Raw genomic sequence first — 17,659 nt, forward strand, 5'->3', positions numbered from 1 at the left:
CTCAGGAAGCGTCTGCAGTGGCATCGTCCAGATGGCCAATTCGATGCGCACAAACGCCGCGATCGCGGGCGAGATGTCGCCGAGGGGGCATCGAGGTGTCGTTTATCCTGGCCGAATGGCTAACGCGAGCCCCAGGCAATTGACAGCGGATTGCCGCAATGCGATTTTTGCAGCCTTCGTCATTCATCGCGCCACCGGTTGGCGCATCGGGATATCTGATGGAACCTGTGCTGCAACTTGCTACTCGCATAGGCCGCGCGATGCGGCGCCGCACCGCGTGGTGCGTGCTGATGATCGGGCTCGCCCACGCAGTTACCCATGCTGCCACCGCACGCGCGGCCGAGCAGGTGGTGAATGTGCCGCTGCAGGATGGCGCATCGATCTCCTATCTGCTCACGCAAGCGGACGGCCGCCGCCCGCAATGGATACTCGTGCTGTTCGCCGGCAGCGAGGGCAATCTGGATCTCAGGCAGAACGCGAACGGCTCGCTGCATTTGCGCGAAAAGAACAACTTCCTCGTACGCGCCCGCGGGCTGTTCGTCGACGAGCGCTTTGCCACCGCGCTGGTCGATGCGCCGTCCGACCAGGCCGACGGCTATACGGATGCGTTTCGCGGGTCGCCGCGCCATGCAGAAGACGTCGCGCGCGTGGCGGCCGATCTGCGCGCGCGCTTTCCGGCTGCAAGGCTCGTGCTGATCGGCACCAGCCGCGGCACGATTTCGTCGGCATTCGTCGGCCGGGCGCTGCCCGATACGTGGGACGCAGTCGTGCATACGTCGACGCTGAGCAGCCCGGCGCGTGGCCAGGCTACGCCGTTGATCGGGTTCGACTACGGGGCGATCAAGGCGCGTCAGCTATTCGTCCATCATGCGGACGATGGTTGCTTCCTGTGCTCGTTCGATGCGGTGAAGCGCATTACGCAACGCGGCAACTACCCGTTGATCGTCGTGCATGGCGGAGCGGTGCGCAGCGGCCCATGCAAGGCGCTGTCGCATCATGGGTTCTACGGGAGGGACGAGCCGGTGGTCGCGGCGATCAAGGCGTGGATCAGCGGCGCAGCGTGGCCGGTGGATATCGAGTAGGCCGCGCACGGCTAACGGCGGAAAGCGGAAGCGAAGACTGCGCATCCGTCAGGCGCGGCCTGCGCGCGGCCTTATACCCCGCGGCTCGAATCCGATGGATGACGATGGATGGCAGCCTGCGCCGCATGCCGCATGCCGAATGCCGAATGCCGCACGGAGAGCGCGACCGGCAACTCGCGGGCGACCCGGCACGCGCTCCGCCGAAGTGCTCATCAAGCCGCCCCAAGCCGCACCAAACCGCCCCAGCCGCGGCCGGTGAACCGCACGCAGCGACACCCGCCGCCGCTGGACAACTTTACTGGCTAAACAGCCGCCGCGTCGCCGCCGAGCCCGCCGGTATCCCCGCCTGCTCGAGCTTCGCGTACAGCGTCATCAGCTGCTTCTCGATCGACAGCAGCGCCGCTTCCGGCAACGGCCGGCGCTGATCGTCGACGACCCGCCCGCCGATGCGCTCCGCAAGCGACTTCGCGTAGTCGCACATCAGCCGGAACGGCAGGATGTCTTCGTCGGCCACCGGCACGTCGAGCACCAGCGTGATCATCTGGCCGCCCTTGTAGGTCAGATCGTCGCGCAGGAAGTTGGTGTCGCCGAACTGCAGCATGAACACCGGGCTCTGTTTCGTATCGAGTTTGACGAAGCGTGTGCCGTCGCGCGACAGCAGCAGGCCGTCTTGCGACGCCACTGCCTGCACGTAATTCGCCGACCACGGCGCGCCGTCCGACAGCACGTTGATCGACAACTGCGCGTCGCATTGCGCCGCAAAGCCGTCGAGTTCGCGCGCCATCGACACGGTTTCCATCATGTCGGGGAACTCGGGCGCGCCATCGAACGCATCGGCGAACTGCTGCACGCCACTGACGAACTCGGAGAACTCGAGCTCGTTCAACGGCCCGTTGCGGTTCGCGAGCTGCGCAGCCGCGCGCAGCTCTTCGTAGCGCACGCCGTTTTGCAGCAGCTCCCATGCGCCGCCGCCGTCCGGCTTGCCTTCGATGTGCACCGGCTTGCTGCCCGCGCGACGCAGCCGCTGCGCGAGCGGCAGCACCTTGTCGCCGGCCACCGGCGCGGCAAGGCGGATCGGCACGATGCAATCGATACGGCGGTCGACGATGGCAGGCGGCGCCGCCGAAATCGTCGTGGCAGCCGGCATGATCGGCTCGGCCGGCGCACTCGCCGCCGCAGCGCCAGCACCAGTACCAGCACCGCCCGCAGCCGCAGCGTCCGCCACTTCGCCTGCCACTGCCTCGCGCACCGCGCCAGGCGCCGCGTCCCCATCTTCTTGCGGAAATCCGTTTGGCACCGTCGTCTCGGCCTGGATGTCAGCCGGCGTATCGGCCGGTGCTGCCCCACCGAACGTCGGTTCGACGCGCGCCGCTTCCTCGCCCGGTTCGGCCGCGCGGCGCGTGGCAGGCCGCGCCGGCGCAATAAACGGGCTCGCTTCTTCGTGATCCTCTCGAACAAGCGGGTCGGCAGCGTCGGTCGGCATCGGCCTCGGCATTCGGCGGCGCACCTTCGCGCTCTGCCATGCGTTGTAGACCACCACTCCCCCGACCACCACGGCGCCAGCGCCGATCAACCCGAGTGTCAACTCGTCCATGCACGCTCCATCAGCAATTCTTCTGTGTGCGACGCGCCTTCGCTTTTCCGCCCTTCGTCCGGTTGGCTGTCCGCGCGGTTCGCTGGTTCGCTAACCGCGCCGCCAATAGCCAGGCAGCAGGCGTTCCACAAAATGCCCTGTCCGGCAGCGAAACTGCAGCCGGCAGGCCGTACGCGGTCCGCCTGCGGCCAGCGGCGCCCTGCTTCGACGTGTCGAAGGAGTCGTCGCGACCGCCCGCGGCGCGTTGGCGCGCCACGGGTTCAAACGATATTCTGGGCAAATCCCGCAGCGGTTTCCATGTCGACCGCAACGATCCGCGACACGCCTTGTTCCTGCATCGTCACGCCGATCAGTTGCTGCGCCATTTCCATCGCAATCTTGTTGTGCGAAATAAAGAGGAACTGCGTCTTGACCGACATCGCGCGCACGAGGTTCGCAAACCGTTCGGTGTTCGCGTCGTCGAGCGGTGCGTCCACTTCGTCGAGCAGACAGAACGGCGCCGGGTTCAGCTGGAACATCGCGAACACCAGCGCCGTCGCGGTCAGCGCTTTCTCGCCGCCCGACAGCAGGTGAATCGTCGAGTTCTTCTTGCCCGGCGGCTGAGCCATCACCTGCACGCCGGCGTCGAGAATCTCGTCGCCCGTCATGATCAGCTTCGCCTGACCGCCACCGAACAGGCGCGGGAACAGCTCGCCGAAATGATGATTCACTTCGTCGAAGGTGCCTTGCAGCAGCGTACGCGTTTCCTGGTCGATCTTGTGGATCGCATCTTCAAGCGTGTTGATCGCGCTGGTCAGGTCGGTCGATTGCGCGTCGAGGAAGGCCTTGCGCTCGCTGGCGGTCTTCAGCTCGTCGAGTGCCGCCATGTTGACCGGCCCAAGCGCGGTGATCGCGTTGTTGATGCGCGTCACTTCGCCCTGCAGGTAAGACGGCTTCATGTCCGGCGTCAGCTTCGCCTGCAACTGCGCCTCGTCGACACCCGCCGCCGCAAGCTGCTCGACGAACTGCTCGGCATTCAGCCGCGCGGCCTGCTCCTTCAGCTGCAATTCGGTGATCCTGTCGCGCAGCGGCTGCAGCGCGCGCTCGGCAGTGAGCCGCGTTTCGTCGGCGGCGCGCAGCTTCGCGGTCAGGTCGTCGAGTTCGGCGCGGGCGGCACGCAGCAACTCTTCCTTTGCCGAGCGAATTTCGAGTGCGTCCTGCAAGCCCGTATGCGCGGTCTGCTGGTTGATCGTTTCGAGTTCGGCGCGCGCGTCTTCGAGCGAACCGTCGACGCGCTCGCTCTGCTCATGGGCAATCTGGATGCTGCGCTTCAGTTCCTCGATGCGGTTTGCCATGTTGCGCGCGGCAAAGCGCGCATCGGTGGCCGTGCGATCGAGGTCGCGCGCCTGCCCACGCGCCTGGGTCAGCTGTTCGTCGAGTGCTTCGAACGCGAGCTGGTGATCTTCGAAACGCGCCTGCAATTCCGCGAGTTCCGCATCGTGACGCTCGAAGTTCGCCTCGGATTCGCCGCGCAATGCGCGTTGCTCTTCGATCTGCGCGCCGATTTCTTCGAGTTCCTCGCGAATCTGCGTGCTGCGCTGCGTGTAGCGCTCATGCGCCTGGGTCAGCTTCAGCACGTCCATCTGCAGCGCATGCACGCGCTGCGTCGCACGCTCGGCCTGCTGACGCACTTCGTTCAAGGTCTGCGAAGCTTGCGTATGCGCGGCCTCGGCGCGGATCGCGGCGGCTCTCGCTTCGTCCGCGAGCAGTGCCTGAGCCCGCACCTGGCGCGTCAGATTCTCGATTTCCTGCTGGCGCGCGAGCATGCCGGCCTGTTCGGAATCAGCCGCATACAGCTGCACGCCGACCCGCGTCACCACATGCCCCGCCTTCACGACAAACGCGCCGCCTTCGGGCAACTGCGCGCGCATCGCGAGCGCCTGCGCCAGATCGTCGGCGACGAATGCAAGGCCGAGCCAGTCGTTCAGCACCGCGCGCAGGCCCGCATCGTCGATACGCACCAGCGACAGCAACGGCCGCAGCACACCCGGCGCCGCAGGCGGCTGGCCGGCCGCGGGCGGCGAGTAGAACGCGAGCTTGGCCGGCGGCGCATCTGACGCAAACGCCTTCACCCAGTCGAGATTCGAGATTTCGAGTGCCGCGAGACGCTCGCGCAGCAAGGCTTCGAGCGCGGTTTCCCAGCCGGCTTCGACATGCAGCTTCTTCCACAGACGCGGCAGCGAGCCGAGTTCGTGCTTGTCGAGCCACGGCTGGATCTTGCCTTCGGTCTGGACGTTTTCCTGCAGCTGCTTCAGCGCGGCAAGCCGCGCTTCGAGCTGGTGGATCTGCGCGCTTTCGGACTGCACGCGCTCCTGCGCGCTGCGCCGCTCGCCGTCGAGGCGCGGCAACGTTTCCTGCGCGTCGGACAGGCCGTGCTGCGCATCGGTCAGCATCGCTTCATGCTCGGCCAGCTGCATGCGCAGTTCTTCGAGCTGCACTTCATCCGGCGCGTCGAGGCCGCCAGCTTCGGTTTTCAAGCGTTCGTGACGCTGCTGCAGCTGCTGCAACTGCTGATCCGCATTGCGTTGATGCGCGGCTTCGAGCTTCAACGCCTGCTCGGTCTGCGCGATGCCGCCGCGTTCGTCGTTCAGCTGCGTCTGCGCATCGCGCCAACGCGCTTCGAGCGCCGGCATCGCGTCGTGCTTCGCGGCGGCGGCGTCTTCGGCCAGCGCGGCTTTTTCTTCGCCGACCATCAGCGCTTCTTCGGCGTCGGCCAGATCGTCGCCGGCCTTTTTCGCCTGCACCTGCCACTGCTCGCGCTGCGCGGTCAGCGCCGCGATCTGCGCCTGCACGCGGTTGCGCGATTCGACGATGAACTTGATCTCCGCTTCGAGGCGGCTCACTTCGGCGTTCGCTTCATACAGCGCGCCTTGTGCGCCCTGCATCGCGTCGCTGGCCGAATAATGCGCGACCCGCAAGGTCTCGAGCTGCGCTTCGACTTCGCGCAGCTTCGCGGTATGCGCTTCGAGGTCGACCTGCGCCTGCTCGATCGCGCGCTGCTGACGCTCGCGCTCGCCGCCGGCTTCGTTCTTGCGCAACAGCCACAGCAGGCGCTGCTTTTCTTCGCCGTCGGCCTGCAGGTCCTTGAATTTCGTCGCGACCACCGCCTGCGCTTCGAGCTTCTCGAGATTGGCCGACAGCTCGCGCACGATATCTTCGACGCGCGTCAGGTTTTCGCGCGTGTCGTGCAGACGGTTCTCGGTTTCGCGGCGGCGCTCCTTGTACTTCGATACGCCCGCGGCTTCTTCGAGAAACACCCGCAGCTCTTCCGGCTTCGCCTCGATGATGCGCGCGATCATGCCCTGGCCGATGATCGCGTACGCGCGCGGCCCGAGCCCCGTGCCGAGGAAGATGTCCTGGATGTCGCGCCGGCGGGCCGGCAGATTGTTGATGTAGTAGCTCGAGGTGCCGTCGCGCGTCAGCACGCGCTTGACGGCGATCTCCGCATATTGGCCCCACTGCCCGGCGGCGCGGCCGTCGGCGTTGTCGAACACCAGTTCGACGCTCGCACGGCTACCCGGCTTGCGCGCAGTCGAGCCGTTGAAAATCACGTCCTGCATCGATTCGCCGCGCAATTCGGAGGCGCGCGATTCGCCGAGCACCCAGCGCACGGCGTCGATGATGTTGGATTTGCCGCATCCGTTCGGACCGACCACGCCGACCAGTTGGCCCGGAACCTGGAAATGCGTGGGATCGACGAATGACTTGAAGCCAGCGAGTTTGATCGAGGTCAGACGCACGGCGATATCGCTGTTTATAAAGAGAAATAGGAAAACGGATCGCTCGGGTGTTCGCTCATTGGCTGGCGGATCGGCCTGTTCCCGTGTCGCTTCACATCACCCTGCGCGCGGCTACCGTACAAAGCGCACAAAGAACAGGTCCAGCGCGGTTGCGACGCGCCAGACCGGCGAGTCGCCCAATAAGCGTGCAACAAAGCGTACCGCCACAAGCAGCGGCAATCATACCATCGCACGTGAGCCGTTCCGGCGATCAGGGTCGCTGTCGTCGCCGGATTCGGGTGCGTTTTTGCTTCGATGCACGCGGCTCGACAGCAGCGACGCGAACATGATGCACGCGCCACCCGCCCATTCGCGCGGTCCGGGCGTTTCGCCGGCGAGCAGCCAGGCGGAAAGTGCGGTCACGACGATCTCGAACAGCATGATGATCGAGGCGCGATTGGCCGGCACGCGCGCCAGACCGTATTGAACCAGCGTGTTGTTTGTGCCCAACACGACACCGATGCCAAGCACCAGCCATGCCGCTTCATGCAGCTGCGCGCCGGCGGGCGGTACCGGCATCGTTTCGAATAGCGATGCGCATGCCGCGAACAGCGCCGCGCCGCCGAACAGGATTGCCGTGCGCATTTCCCCCTTCATGCCGGGCAGCTCGCGCACGGTCTTCACCGTCAGCACGTTGCTCATCGCGAAGCCCATGCCGGCCGCAAGGCCGGCCCATTCGGCCGGGTTGCCGGGCAGCGGCATGCCGAGCTGCGGCGACCACAGCATCAGCATCGCGCCGGCCAGCGACAGCGCGGCCAGACCCGCGCCCGCCCACGTGAGCCGCTCGTGCAGGATGAAGTGCGCGAACAGCGCGGTCCATGCGGGCGTCAGATAGAACAGCAGCAGCACGCGCATCACTTCGCCGTGAATCGCGCCCCATACGAAGCCGACGTTGGTCACGCCCGCGGCCAGCGCGAGCGCGGGCATCAGCCAGTGCCAGCGCAGCGTCGCAATCGAGCGGTGGCGCGTGGCCAGTACGAACACGCAGGCCGTCGCGCTGGTGAGTGCGCTAGCCATGGTGCCGGACAGGCCGAGCGCCGCGAGCATGCGTAGCGGATACCACACGACGCCCCATACCGAGGCACCGAACAGGATCGAGAGAATCGGCCAGCGGCGCAGCGGGTTGTGCGTCACGCTGCGGCTCCTGTCGTATCGGCGGCCGTGGGGGTGGTTACTGCGGGCATTGCGTCTCCCTGTCTGCTTGTTTGCCAGTGCCCGGTTGCGCGGCTTGGCTGCGGGTTTGGCTGCGCGGGCCGGCGGCGTGGCCTGTCCGTGCGACTCGGCCGCGCGCCTTGTCCATGCGCCTTGTCCGTGCGCCTCTGCCGTGCGCCTCTGCCGTACGCCTCTGCCGTACGCCTCTGCCGTGCGCCTCTGCCGTGCGCCTCTGCCGTGCGCCATGTCCGTGCGCCTCGGCCGCGCGCCTTGGTCGCGTGACGGCCTATCGCCGGCGCGTACGCGCGTGCGCGAGCCCGGCGCAGCAGGTCTGTCCGGCGTAGCCACCCGCCTGGGCACCGGCTACGCCGGCCTGCCGCATTCGTCTGCCGGCACGTCGCGAGCCGTTTCGGACCCGCCGTGCCACGCTATAATCAGCGGCTTGCCCGGCGCGGCGGCGCGCGTGCCATCGCCGGCCCCGATCCACTGTGTGCGCCGGTCGCGCCGCACGCAGCGCTCACGCGCCATCGCCCGACCTTATCAGGCCCGACTCGCCAAGTGAACCCGCTACTCGACACGCTCCAGCCCTATCCCTTCGAAAAGCTGCGTCTGCTCTTCAAGGACGTCACGCCGCCCGCCTCGCTCGCGCCGATCAGCTTCGGCATCGGCGAGCCCAAGCATCCGACGCCGGCGCTGGTGCGCGACGCGGTGATCGCGTCGCTGGGCGGACTGGCTTCGTATCCGGCCACGCTCGGTTCGCAGCCGCTGCGCGAGGCGATCGCCCGCTGGGCCACTGAACGCTACCATCTGGCGCCGCTCGATCCGGCCACCGAGGTGCTGCCGGTCGCGGGTTCGCGCGAAGCGCTGTTTGCGCTCGCGCAAACCGTGATCGATCCGCGCCGCGCCGCAGGCGGTGAGCCTGCGATCGTACTCTGTCCGAACCCGTTCTATCAAATCTATGAAGGCGCCGCGCTGCTGGCGGGCGCGCAGCCGTACTTCGTCAACAGCGACCCGGCCCGCAACTTCGCGTGCGATTACGCGGCGATTCCGGCCGACGTCTGGGCCCGCACACAGCTGCTGTACGTGTGCTCGCCGGGCAATCCGACCGGCGCGGTGCTCACGCTCGACGACTGGCGCGAACTCTTCGAGTTGTCGGACCGCTACGGCTTCGTGATCGCCTCCGACGAGTGCTATTCGGAAATCTACTTCGACGAAGCGCAGCCGCCGCTCGGCGGTCTGCAGGCGGCGCATCAGCTCGGCCGCGGCTACGAGCGGCTGGTGATGCTGTCGAGCCTGTCGAAGCGTTCGAACGTGCCGGGCATGCGTTCGGGCTTCGTCGCCGGCGATGCAGCGATCCTCAAGCAGTTCCTGCTGTACCGCACCTATCACGGCACCGCGTTGTCGACCGTCTACCAGAGCGCCAGCATCGCCGCATGGAACGACGAAGCGCACGTACGCGAGAATCGCGCGAAGTACGCGCAGAAATTCGCGACCGTCACGCCGATGCTCGCCGAGATGCTCGACGTGCGCCTGCCCGACGCGGCGTTCTATCTGTGGACGAATGTCGCGCGCACCGGCCTCTCCGATACCGAGTTCGCCCGGCGCCTGTACGCCGACTATAATGTGACGGTTCTGCCCGGCTCCTATCTTGCGCGCACCGCGCACGGCACGAACCCCGGTCGCGATTTCGTGCGTATCGCGCTGGTTGCCGACGTGGCCGAGTGCACCGAAGGCGCGCGACGGATCGTCGAGTTTTGCCGCGGGCTGTAGCGGTAGCGCGACGATGCGGCGCTGACCCAGCGCTGTGTAGCGCTACGCCGCACCGTGCCGCAGCCGCCGCTTGATCCGCCCGATTACGCTTCACACTGCCGATTTCAACTTCTTCAAAACATCACGAACCTATGTCGCAACAACTTCAGCAGATCATCGACACCGCCTGGGACAACCGCGCCGAACTGTCGCCCAAGGCAGCCAGCGCCGAAGTGCGCGATGCGGTCGCGCATGCACTCGAGCAACTCGACAAGGGCGCGCTGCGCGTGGCCGAGAAGAAAGACGGCGACTGGGTCGTCAATCAATGGCTGAAGAAAGCGGTGCTGCTGTCGTTCCGCCTCGAAGACAACGCACCGATGCCGGCTGGCGGTTTCTCCCAGTTCTACGACAAGGTGCCGTCCAAGTTCGCCAACTACAGCGCGGCCGACTTCGCCGCCGGCGGCTTTCGCGTCGTGCCGCCCGCGGTGGCGCGCCGCGGCTCGTTCATCGGCAAGAACGTGGTGCTGATGCCGTCGTACGTGAACATCGGCGCCTACGTCGACGAAGGCACGATGGTCGATACGTGGGCCACCGTCGGCTCGTGCGCGCAGATCGGCAAGAACGTGCACCTGTCGGGCGGGGTCGGTATCGGCGGCGTGCTCGAGCCGCTGCAGGCCAACCCGGTCATCATCGAAGACAACTGCTTTATCGGCGCGCGCTCGGAAGTGGTCGAAGGCGTGATCGTCGAAGAGAACTCGGTGATCTCGATGGGCGTTTATCTCGGCCAGAGCACCAAGATCTACGATCGCGAAACCGGCGAGGTCAGCTATGGCCGCATTCCGGCCGGCTCGGTCGTGGTGGCCGGCAATCTGCCGTCGAAAGATGGCACGCACAGCCTCTACTGCGCGGTGATCGTCAAGAAGGTCGACGCGAAAACCCGCGCGAAAGTCGGCCTGAACGAACTGCTGCGAGGCGACTGATGGCGCGCGGCTCGGCCCGAACCACCGTCGTGTACGGCATTCCGAACTGCGACACCGTCAAGAAGGCGCGCGTGTGGCTCGAAGAGCACGGCGTCGAGTTCGAGTTTCACGATTTCAAGAAGGCCGGCGTGTCCGAGCCGCTGATCCGCGACTGGCTGAAAGACGTGCCGCTGGAGTCGCTGGTCAACCGGCGCGGCACCACATGGCGCGGCCTGTCCGACGACATGAAGGCGGAAGCCGACAGCGAAAGCGGCGCGATTGCGCTGATGATCCACAAGCCGTCGGTGATCAAACGGCCGGTGGTGGTGGTCAACGGGCGCGTGAAAGCGCTCGGTTTCGCGGCCGACCAGTACACGGAGCTGTTCGCCTAAGCGCTCGCGCGGCGCGCAGCCTACGCGCGACGCATGCAGCGCTCCGATCCAGTTGCCGGCCTCAGCGCATTGCAGGCCGGCATTTTTTCATTCGAAGTCTCGAAGACGTCGTCGATGCACTTCGCGGCACTTCGACACACTGTTAGCGGTTGAATCCATGTCAGGCACTCTTGCCCTTACCGAAGCGCTGATTGCGCGCGCCTCCGTCACACCCGACGACCAGCATTGCCAGCACCTGCTGATCGAGCGGCTGTCCGCGATCGGCTTTGCGTGCGAAACGATCGAATCGAACGGCGTGACGAACCTGTGGGCCGTGCGGCGCGGCAGCGCAGGCGACGCCGGCAAGCTGCTCGCGTTCGCCGGCCACACCGACGTGGTGCCGACCGGCCCGCTCGACCAGTGGAACTCGCCGCCGTTCGAGCCGACCCATCGCGACGGCAAACTGTACGGGCGCGGCGCGGCCGACATGAAGGCGTCGATTGCCGGCTTCGTGGTGGCCAGCGAGGAATTCGTCGCCGCGCACCCGCAGCATCGCGGCTCGATCGCGTTTCTGATCACCAGCGACGAAGAAGGTCCGGCCACCGACGGCACCATCAAGGTAGTCGATGCGCTGGCCGCACGCGGCACGCGGCTCGACTACTGCGTGGTCGGCGAGCCGACCTCGAATGCGCAGTTTGGCGACATGGTGAAGAACGGCCGGCGCGGCTCGATGACCGGCAAGCTGACCGTCAAGGGCGTGCAGGGGCATATCGCGTATCCGCATCTGGCGAAGAATCCGGTGCATCTGCTGGCGCCGGCGCTGGCCGAACTGGTTGCCGAGCGCTGGGACGACGGCAACGAATACTTCCCGCCCACCACGTGGCAGGTGTCGAATCTGCATAGCGGCACCGGCGCGACCAACATCATTCCGGGCCACGCCGAACTGATGTTCAACTTCCGCTTCTCGACCGCGAGCACGGTGGAAAGCCTGCAAAGCCGCGTGCACGCGATTCTCGAGCGGCACGGCTTCGACTACGATCTGCAGTGGATCGTCAGCGGGCTGCCGTTCCTGACGCCGCGCGGCGACCTGTCCGATGCGCTCGCGCACGCGATTCACGCCGAAACCGGTTTGACGACCGAACTGTCGACCACCGGCGGCACCTCGGATGGCCGCTTCATCGCGCGGATCTGCCCGCAGGTGATCGAATTCGGCCCGCTGAACGCGAGCATCCACAAGATAGACGAACACATCGAAGTAGCGTGCATTGAGCCGCTGAAGAACGTGTACCGCCGTGTGCTCGAACAACTGATCGCCTGAACGAGGCCTATTTCGATGACCCAACCGTCCCGCCCCTTTTCGACCGTGCGCGACGTGCTGCGCTACGCGGTATCGCGTTTTAATCAGGCGCAGCTGTCGTTCGGCCATGGCTCGGCCAACGCGTATGACGAAGCGGCGTATCTGGTGCTGCACACGCTGCACCTGCCGCTCGATCTGCTCGATCCGTTTCTCGACGCGCGTCTGACCACCGATGAAATCGACCAGGTGCTGAAGGTGATCGACCGGCGCGCGACCGAACGCGTGCCGGCCGCGTACATCACGCAGGAAGCGTGGATGCACGGCTTCCGCTTTCACGTCGACGAGCGTGTGATCGTGCCGCGCTCGTTTATCGGCGAACTGCTGCAGGACGGACTGCAGCCGTATGTGGAAGACCCGGAACAGGTGTCCGCGGTGCTCGAACTGTGCACCGGCTCCGGCTGCCTCGCGATTCTCGCCGCGCACGCGTTTCCGAATGCGGATATCGACGCGGTCGACCTGTCGCCGCCTGCGCTCGAAGTCGCCGCGCGCAACGTGCAGGAATACGAGCTCGAAGAACGCATCGCGCTGTTCGAGGGCGACCTGTTCGCGCCGCTGCCCGAACGCCGCTACGACGTGATTTTCGCCAACCCGCCGTATGTGAACGCCGCGTCGATGCAGACGCTGCCCGCCGAATTCCGGCACGAGCCGGAGCTGGCACTGGCAGGCGGCGCAGACGGCATGGACGTGGTGCGCAACATCATCCGCGCCGCGCGTAACTGGCTGACCGACGACGGCGTACTGGTGGTCGAAATCGGCAACGAACGCGCCAACGTCGAAGCGGCATTTGGCGGGCTCGATCTGGTGTGGCTGTCGACCAGCGCTGGCGATGAGAACGTGTTCCTGTTGCAGGCTGGCGATTTGCCGGGGTGAGCGTGCGCGGGTGCCTGGGTGCGGTTGCAGTGGGCGCTTTGCGGTGCGCTCCCGCACGATGCGCGAGGCAATGTCGCGCAAACCGACGCAATACGACGCGATACGCAAGCGGGTACGCCGGATCGGCCGCGGTGGCTTGATGGCTGCGCGCTTCGGTAACATGTAGGCGACAGCAGCAAGGCCGTGCCCCGCGCGGCCTTGCTGCCGCACGACTTGACGGAGCTTCGCGCACATCGCGCCCGCCTATGCAATTCGATCTGCTTCACATCGGTACGCTGGTGTTCATCGCCCACCTGCTGGGCGTGATCGCCGCATGCCATGCGATCCTGCACACGCGCACGTCGCAGGGCGCCATCGCCTGGGCGGTATCGCTGGTGGCGATGCCGTACCTGACGCTGATCCCCTATCTGTTCCTCGGCCGCAGCAAGTTCGCCGGCTACGTCGATGCGCGGCGCTTCGAAAACGAGCTGCTGCGCACGCGCGCAAACCCGCCGATCTGGCACGTGCAGACGCCGCCGCAGGAGTTGCCGGCCCAGGTGCTCGGCCATCAGTTCGTGCGCTCGCTGACACAACTGGGCGGCATGCCGTTTCTGCCGGGCAACACGGTGCGCACGCTGGTGAACGGCGAAGCGACTTTCTCGGCGATCTTCGATGCGATCGAGCACGCGCGCAGCTATGTGATCGTCCAGTTCTTCATCGTGCGCGCCGATGCGCTCGGCGAGCTGCTGAAAGAGGCGCTGCTCGCGAAGGCAGCCCAGGGCGTGCGCGTATATGTGCTGTACGACAGCATCGGCAGCTTCGACCTGCCGCACCGCTACGTGGCCGAACTGCGCGCGGGCGGCGTCGAAATGCAGCCGTTTGCGACCAACCGCAAGTTCGTCAACCGCTTCCAGCTGAACTTCCGCAACCATCGCAAGATCGTTGTGGTCGACGGCGAATGCGCGTTCGTGGGTGGGCACAATGTCGGCGTCGAGTACCTCGGCGGCAAGCCACCGCTTTCGCCATGGCGCGACACGCATATCGAGGTGCGCGGGCCGGCGGTAGCGAGTATCCAGTTCGTGTTCACCGAAGACTGGTATTGGGCGACACAGCAGTTGCCGCCACTTGAAGCGTCGCCTGCTGAAGGGGCAGTGGTTGAGGCGTCGGAGCTCGATGCGTCGAAGCAGTCCGCAACAATCGTGGCGAATTCATTCGCCGCCGCGCAGCACGCATCGGCACCGATGGCGGCGAGTGAAACCGGCTCCGTAGAGCATGCGACTGCAAGCGTCGTCACCGGTCTGCCGACCGCGACCGGCGATACCCCGCGCGCGGACCATGGCACCGCAACTACGACACGCCCCGTCTCGATGGCAGCGCTGCCCGCCGCCATTACGACCCGCGCCAACGAACCGCAAACCAACTCGCCGATCCCCACAGGCAGCGCGACCGACACCCCCAGCGCCACACAACGCCGCGCGCCCTCGCCCAATGAACGCGACGGCGACATGCACTGCCTCGTGATCCCGTCGGGCCCCGCCGACAAACAGGAAACCTGTTCGCTGTTTTTCGTCGAAGCGATCACCGCCGCACGCGAGCGGGTCTGGATCACGACGCCGTATCTCGTGCCGGACGAAGCCGTGTTCGCCGCGCTGCGGCTCGCGGCGCTGCGCGGCGTCGACGTGCGCATCCTGCTGCCGAGCCGGCGCGATCACATCGTCGTGTTCGAGGCGTCGCGGCTCTACGCGTACGATTCGATCCGCGCCGGCGTACGCGTGTTTCGGTACCGGCCGGGCTTCCTGCACCAGAAGGTCGTGCTGATCGACGACGTGGCGGCCGCGGTAGGCAGCGCGAACCTCGACAACCGCTCGTTCCGCCTGAACTTCGAGATCATGGTGCTGACGATCAGCCGCACGTTCGCAGCCGAAGTCGAACGGATGCTGCTCGACGATTTCAGCGAGGCCTACGAAATCGATCGCAGCGAGTACCGGAAGTCGCCCGCGTGGCGGCGCATGGCGATGCACGTTGCGCGGCTGTTCGCGCCGATCCTGTAGCGCGCCCGCAGTGTCTGCACGCGCACCCGGCGCAGCAATTACAGCAGCTTGACGATATCTTCTTCGATCGCGTCGGGCTTGGTGGTCGGCGCATAGCGTTTCAGCGGATTGCCCTCGCGGTCGACCAGGAACTTCGTGAAATTCCACTTGATCGCCTCGAAACCGAGCAGACCCGGCACCGCCTCGGTCAGATACTTGTAAAGCGGATCGGCATTCGCGCCATTCACGTCGATCTTGTCGAACATCTGGAACGTCACGCCGTAATTTTTCTCGCAGAAACTGCCGATCTGTTCCGCGCTACCCGGTTCCTGCTTGCCGAACTGGTTGCACGGAAAACCCAGCACCTCGAGCCCGCGCGCCGCGTACTGCTCGTGAAGTTTCTGCAGTCCGGCATACTGCGGCGTGAACCCGCATTCGCTCGCGGTGTTGACGATCAGCATCGGCTTGCCCCGGTAGCGTTCCAGCGAAATGGTGTCGCCATTCAGTGCGCGAGCCGAGAAGGAGTAGATCGACGTGGATGCCATATGCGCTCCCGATGAAAGTTGTCAGTGTACGTATGTGTGCGTTGCGCGCCAATCTGCCGAACGGACGATGGTTCGCAACGTGCCGCACAGTCTAAAATAGCGTTTTTCTCAAGTCGGCCCTGCTGTGATCCGCTTTAACCAGTTCAGTCTCGCGCGTGGCACCAAGCCGCTGTTCGACCAGACCACATTTACGCTCAACCCCGGTGAAAAAGCCGGGCTGGTCGGCGCGAACGGCGCCGGCAAGTCCACGCTGTTCTCCGTGCTGCGCGGCGAACTGCACGCGGACGGCGGCGATGTTTCGCTGCCGCCGTCGTGGCAGATCGCGCATGTCGCGCAGGAAACGCCAGCCGTCGATAAAAGCGCGCTCGACTATACGCTCGATGGCGACGCCGTGCTGCGCAAGATCGAGGCGCGCATCGCCGCGGCGTCCGCCGCGCACGACGGCGCCGCCGAAGCCGAAGCGCACGCCGCCTTCGCGGATGCCGACGGCTACACCGCACCTGCGCGTGCCGAGGCGCTATTGCTCGGCCTCGGCTTCACGCTCGAGCAAACCCGCGCGGGCGTCGGCAGCTTCTCGGGTGGCTGGCGCATGCGCCTGAACCTCGCGCAGGCGCTGATGTGCCGCTCCGACCTGCTGCTGCTCGACGAACCGACCAACCACCTCGACCTCGACGCGATCGTCTGGCTCGAAGACTGGCTGCAACGCTACGCGGGCACGCTGGTCGTCATCTCGCACGACCGCGAATTTCTCGACTCGGTGTGCAATGTTACGCTGCATCTCGAGAACCAGCAGGTCAGGCGCTACGGCGGCAACTACTCGCAGTTCGAGGTGTTGCGCGCGCAGCAGCTGGCCCTGCAGCAAAGCGCATACGACAAGCAGCAGAAAACCGTCGCGCATCTGCAAAGCTTCATCGACCGCTTCAAGGCACAGGCCACCAAGGCACGGCAGGCGCAAAGCCGGATGAAGGCGCTCGAAAGGATGGAGTTGATCGCGCCGGCGCACGTCGCGTCGCCGTTCACATTCGAGTTTCGCACGCCCGACGCCGCGCCGAACCCGATGATGGTGATGGACGGCGTGCGCTGCGGCTATCGCACACCAGATGGCGGCGAGATCCCGATTGTCGAGCGCGTCGCGCTGTCGATCCAGAACGGCCAGCGCATCGGCCTGCTCGGTGCGAACGGCCAGGGCAAGTCCACCTTGATCAAAACGCTCGCCGGCACGCTGGACGCGCTAGGCGGCCACGTACAGCAAGGCAAGGGACTGCAGATCGGCTATTTTGCGCAGCATCAGCTCGAAACGCTGCGCCCCGACGATTCACCACTGCAGCATCTCGCGCGTCTCGCGCCGACCACGCGCGAACAGGAACTGCGCGATTTTCTCGGCGGCTTCAACTTCTCCGGCGAGATGGCCACCGCCGCGATCGCGCCATTCTCCGGCGGCGAGAAGGCGCGTCTCGCGCTCGCGCTGATCATCTGGCAAAAGCCGAATCTGCTGCTGCTCGACGAGCCGACCAACCACCTCGACCTCGAAACGCGTCATGCACTAACCATGGCGCTCGCGCAATTCGAAGGCACGTTGATCCTCGTGTCGCACGACCGGCATCTGTTGCGTGCCACGACCGATCAGTTCATGCTCGTCGCGAAGCATCGCCTGCAGCCCTTCGACGGCGATCTCGACGACTACCGCGACTGGCTGCTGCAGCACGCGGCCGAACAGCGCGCCGCGCTGAAAGCCAGCGCGGCGGCGCAAAACGGCAGCAGCAAGGATGGCTTCGCGGAAGGCACCGCGAATGGCGACGGCGTCAATCGCAAGGAGCAGCGGCGCCAGGAAGCCGAGACCCGGCAAAAGCTCGCGCACCTGAAAAAACCGCTGCAAACACGCATCTCGAAGATCGAGAAGGAAATGGATGCGCTCAATGCCGAGAAGGCCACGCTCGATGCGTTCGTCGCCGATTCGGCAAGCTACGCGGCCGAGCTCAAGACGAAGCTGACCGAATCGATCCGCCGTCAGGCGGATGTCGCCGGGCGCCTCGAAACACTCGAGGCGCAATGGCTTGAAGCACACGAGGAACTCGAGCAGATCGGCTGACGGCACGCTTTCGCTAGCGCGTGCAACACAGCTGTCCCTGCCGGGTGCAGGCAACGATCGGAGG

12 protein-coding genes are annotated in these 17,659 nt (G+C 65.8%); 8 read left to right on the forward strand and 4 right to left on the reverse strand.

Features of this window, described 5'->3' with window-relative positions:
* Positions 1-158 precede the first annotated feature (158 nt).
* Positions 159-1,082: a hypothetical protein gene (locus ACYVNQ_RS09490; RefSeq protein WP_460902234.1), complete on the forward strand. Its 924-nt coding sequence runs from the start codon at positions 159-161 to the stop codon at positions 1,080-1,082.
* Between the two features lie 295 nt (positions 1,083-1,377).
* Here the strand turns inward: ACYVNQ_RS09490 and ACYVNQ_RS09495 are convergent, their stop codons facing one another.
* The 3 genes from ACYVNQ_RS09495 to ACYVNQ_RS09505 all read right to left on the reverse strand — a co-directional run bounded on the left by ACYVNQ_RS09495 (position 1,378) and on the right by ACYVNQ_RS09505 (position 7,628).
* Entirely contained in the window at positions 1,378-2,676 is a 1,299-nt protein-coding gene (locus ACYVNQ_RS09495; RefSeq protein ID WP_460902235.1) for a cell division protein ZipA C-terminal FtsZ-binding domain-containing protein, read from the reverse strand.
* 260 nt (positions 2,677-2,936) lie between these two features.
* Complete coding sequence (gene smc, locus ACYVNQ_RS09500; RefSeq protein ID WP_460902236.1) at positions 2,937-6,455, reverse strand: chromosome segregation protein SMC; 3,519 nt, start codon at positions 6,453-6,455, stop codon at positions 2,937-2,939.
* 219 nt (positions 6,456-6,674) lie between these two features.
* Positions 6,675-7,628, reverse strand: coding sequence for a DMT family transporter (locus tag ACYVNQ_RS09505; protein WP_460902237.1), 954 nt, complete (start codon positions 7,626-7,628; stop codon positions 6,675-6,677).
* Between the two features lie 576 nt (positions 7,629-8,204).
* Between ACYVNQ_RS09505 and dapC the strand changes: the two genes are divergently transcribed.
* The 6 genes from dapC to ACYVNQ_RS09535 all read left to right on the forward strand — a co-directional run bounded on the left by dapC (position 8,205) and on the right by ACYVNQ_RS09535 (position 14,982).
* Positions 8,205-9,416 (forward strand): succinyldiaminopimelate transaminase, encoded by a 1,212-nt coding sequence (dapC, locus tag ACYVNQ_RS09510; protein WP_460902678.1) that lies wholly within the window; start codon positions 8,205-8,207, stop codon positions 9,414-9,416.
* Positions 9,417-9,547: 131 nt separating this feature from the next.
* Positions 9,548-10,375, forward strand: a complete 828-nt coding sequence (gene dapD / locus ACYVNQ_RS09515; RefSeq protein ID WP_460902238.1) for a 2,3,4,5-tetrahydropyridine-2,6-dicarboxylate N-succinyltransferase — start codon at positions 9,548-9,550, stop codon at positions 10,373-10,375.
* Positions 10,375-10,746, forward strand: coding sequence for an ArsC family reductase (locus tag ACYVNQ_RS09520; protein ID WP_460902239.1), 372 nt, complete (start codon positions 10,375-10,377; stop codon positions 10,744-10,746). Before dapD ends, ACYVNQ_RS09520 begins: the two co-directional genes overlap by 1 nt.
* 157 nt (positions 10,747-10,903) lie before the next feature.
* On the forward strand, positions 10,904-12,043 hold the full coding sequence (dapE, locus tag ACYVNQ_RS09525) for a succinyl-diaminopimelate desuccinylase (RefSeq protein WP_460902240.1): 1,140 nt from the start codon (positions 10,904-10,906) through the stop codon (positions 12,041-12,043).
* 15 nt (positions 12,044-12,058) lie between these two features.
* Positions 12,059-12,952 carry a 50S ribosomal protein L3 N(5)-glutamine methyltransferase gene (gene prmB, locus ACYVNQ_RS09530; RefSeq protein ID WP_460902241.1) on the forward strand — a complete coding sequence of 298 codons (894 nt, stop codon included), beginning with the start codon at positions 12,059-12,061 and terminating at the stop codon, positions 12,950-12,952.
* A 245-nt stretch (positions 12,953-13,197) separates the two neighbouring features.
* Positions 13,198-14,982, forward strand: coding sequence for a cardiolipin synthase (locus ACYVNQ_RS09535; RefSeq protein ID WP_460902242.1), 1,785 nt, complete (start codon positions 13,198-13,200; stop codon positions 14,980-14,982).
* Between the two features lie 38 nt (positions 14,983-15,020).
* Here the strand turns inward: ACYVNQ_RS09535 and ACYVNQ_RS09540 are convergent, their stop codons facing one another.
* Positions 15,021-15,506, reverse strand: coding sequence for a glutathione peroxidase (locus ACYVNQ_RS09540; RefSeq protein ID WP_460902243.1), 486 nt, complete (start codon positions 15,504-15,506; stop codon positions 15,021-15,023).
* Positions 15,507-15,630: 124 nt separating this feature from the next.
* Between ACYVNQ_RS09540 and ACYVNQ_RS09545 the strand changes: the two genes are divergently transcribed.
* Positions 15,631-17,595: an ATP-binding cassette domain-containing protein gene (locus ACYVNQ_RS09545; protein WP_460902244.1), complete on the forward strand. Its 1,965-nt coding sequence runs from the start codon at positions 15,631-15,633 to the stop codon at positions 17,593-17,595.
* The last annotated feature ends 64 nt before the right edge of the window (positions 17,596-17,659 follow it).

The sequence above is a fragment of the Paraburkholderia jirisanensis genome (assembly GCF_054782355.1).

Bases quoted from the DNA above. Each gene is read 5' to 3' on its own strand.
- ACYVNQ_RS09520 (WP_460902239.1), top strand. From the start codon at position 10,375: ATGGCGCGCGGCTCGGCCCGAACCACCGTCGTGTACGGCATTCCGAAC.
- dapE (WP_460902240.1), top strand. From the start codon at position 10,904: ATGTCAGGCACTCTTGCCCTTACCGAAGCGCTGATTGCGCGCGCCTCC.
- ACYVNQ_RS09490 (WP_460902234.1), top strand. From the start codon at position 159: ATGCGATTTTTGCAGCCTTCGTCATTCATCGCGCCACCGGTTGGCGCA.
- prmB (WP_460902241.1), top strand. From the start codon at position 12,059: ATGACCCAACCGTCCCGCCCCTTTTCGACCGTGCGCGACGTGCTGCGC.
- dapD (WP_460902238.1), top strand. From the start codon at position 9,548: ATGTCGCAACAACTTCAGCAGATCATCGACACCGCCTGGGACAACCGC.
- ACYVNQ_RS09495 (WP_460902235.1), bottom strand. From the start codon at position 2,676: ATGGACGAGTTGACACTCGGGTTGATCGGCGCTGGCGCCGTGGTGGTC.
- ACYVNQ_RS09540 (WP_460902243.1), bottom strand. From the start codon at position 15,506: ATGGCATCCACGTCGATCTACTCCTTCTCGGCTCGCGCACTGAATGGC.
- ACYVNQ_RS09535 (WP_460902242.1), top strand. From the start codon at position 13,198: ATGCAATTCGATCTGCTTCACATCGGTACGCTGGTGTTCATCGCCCAC.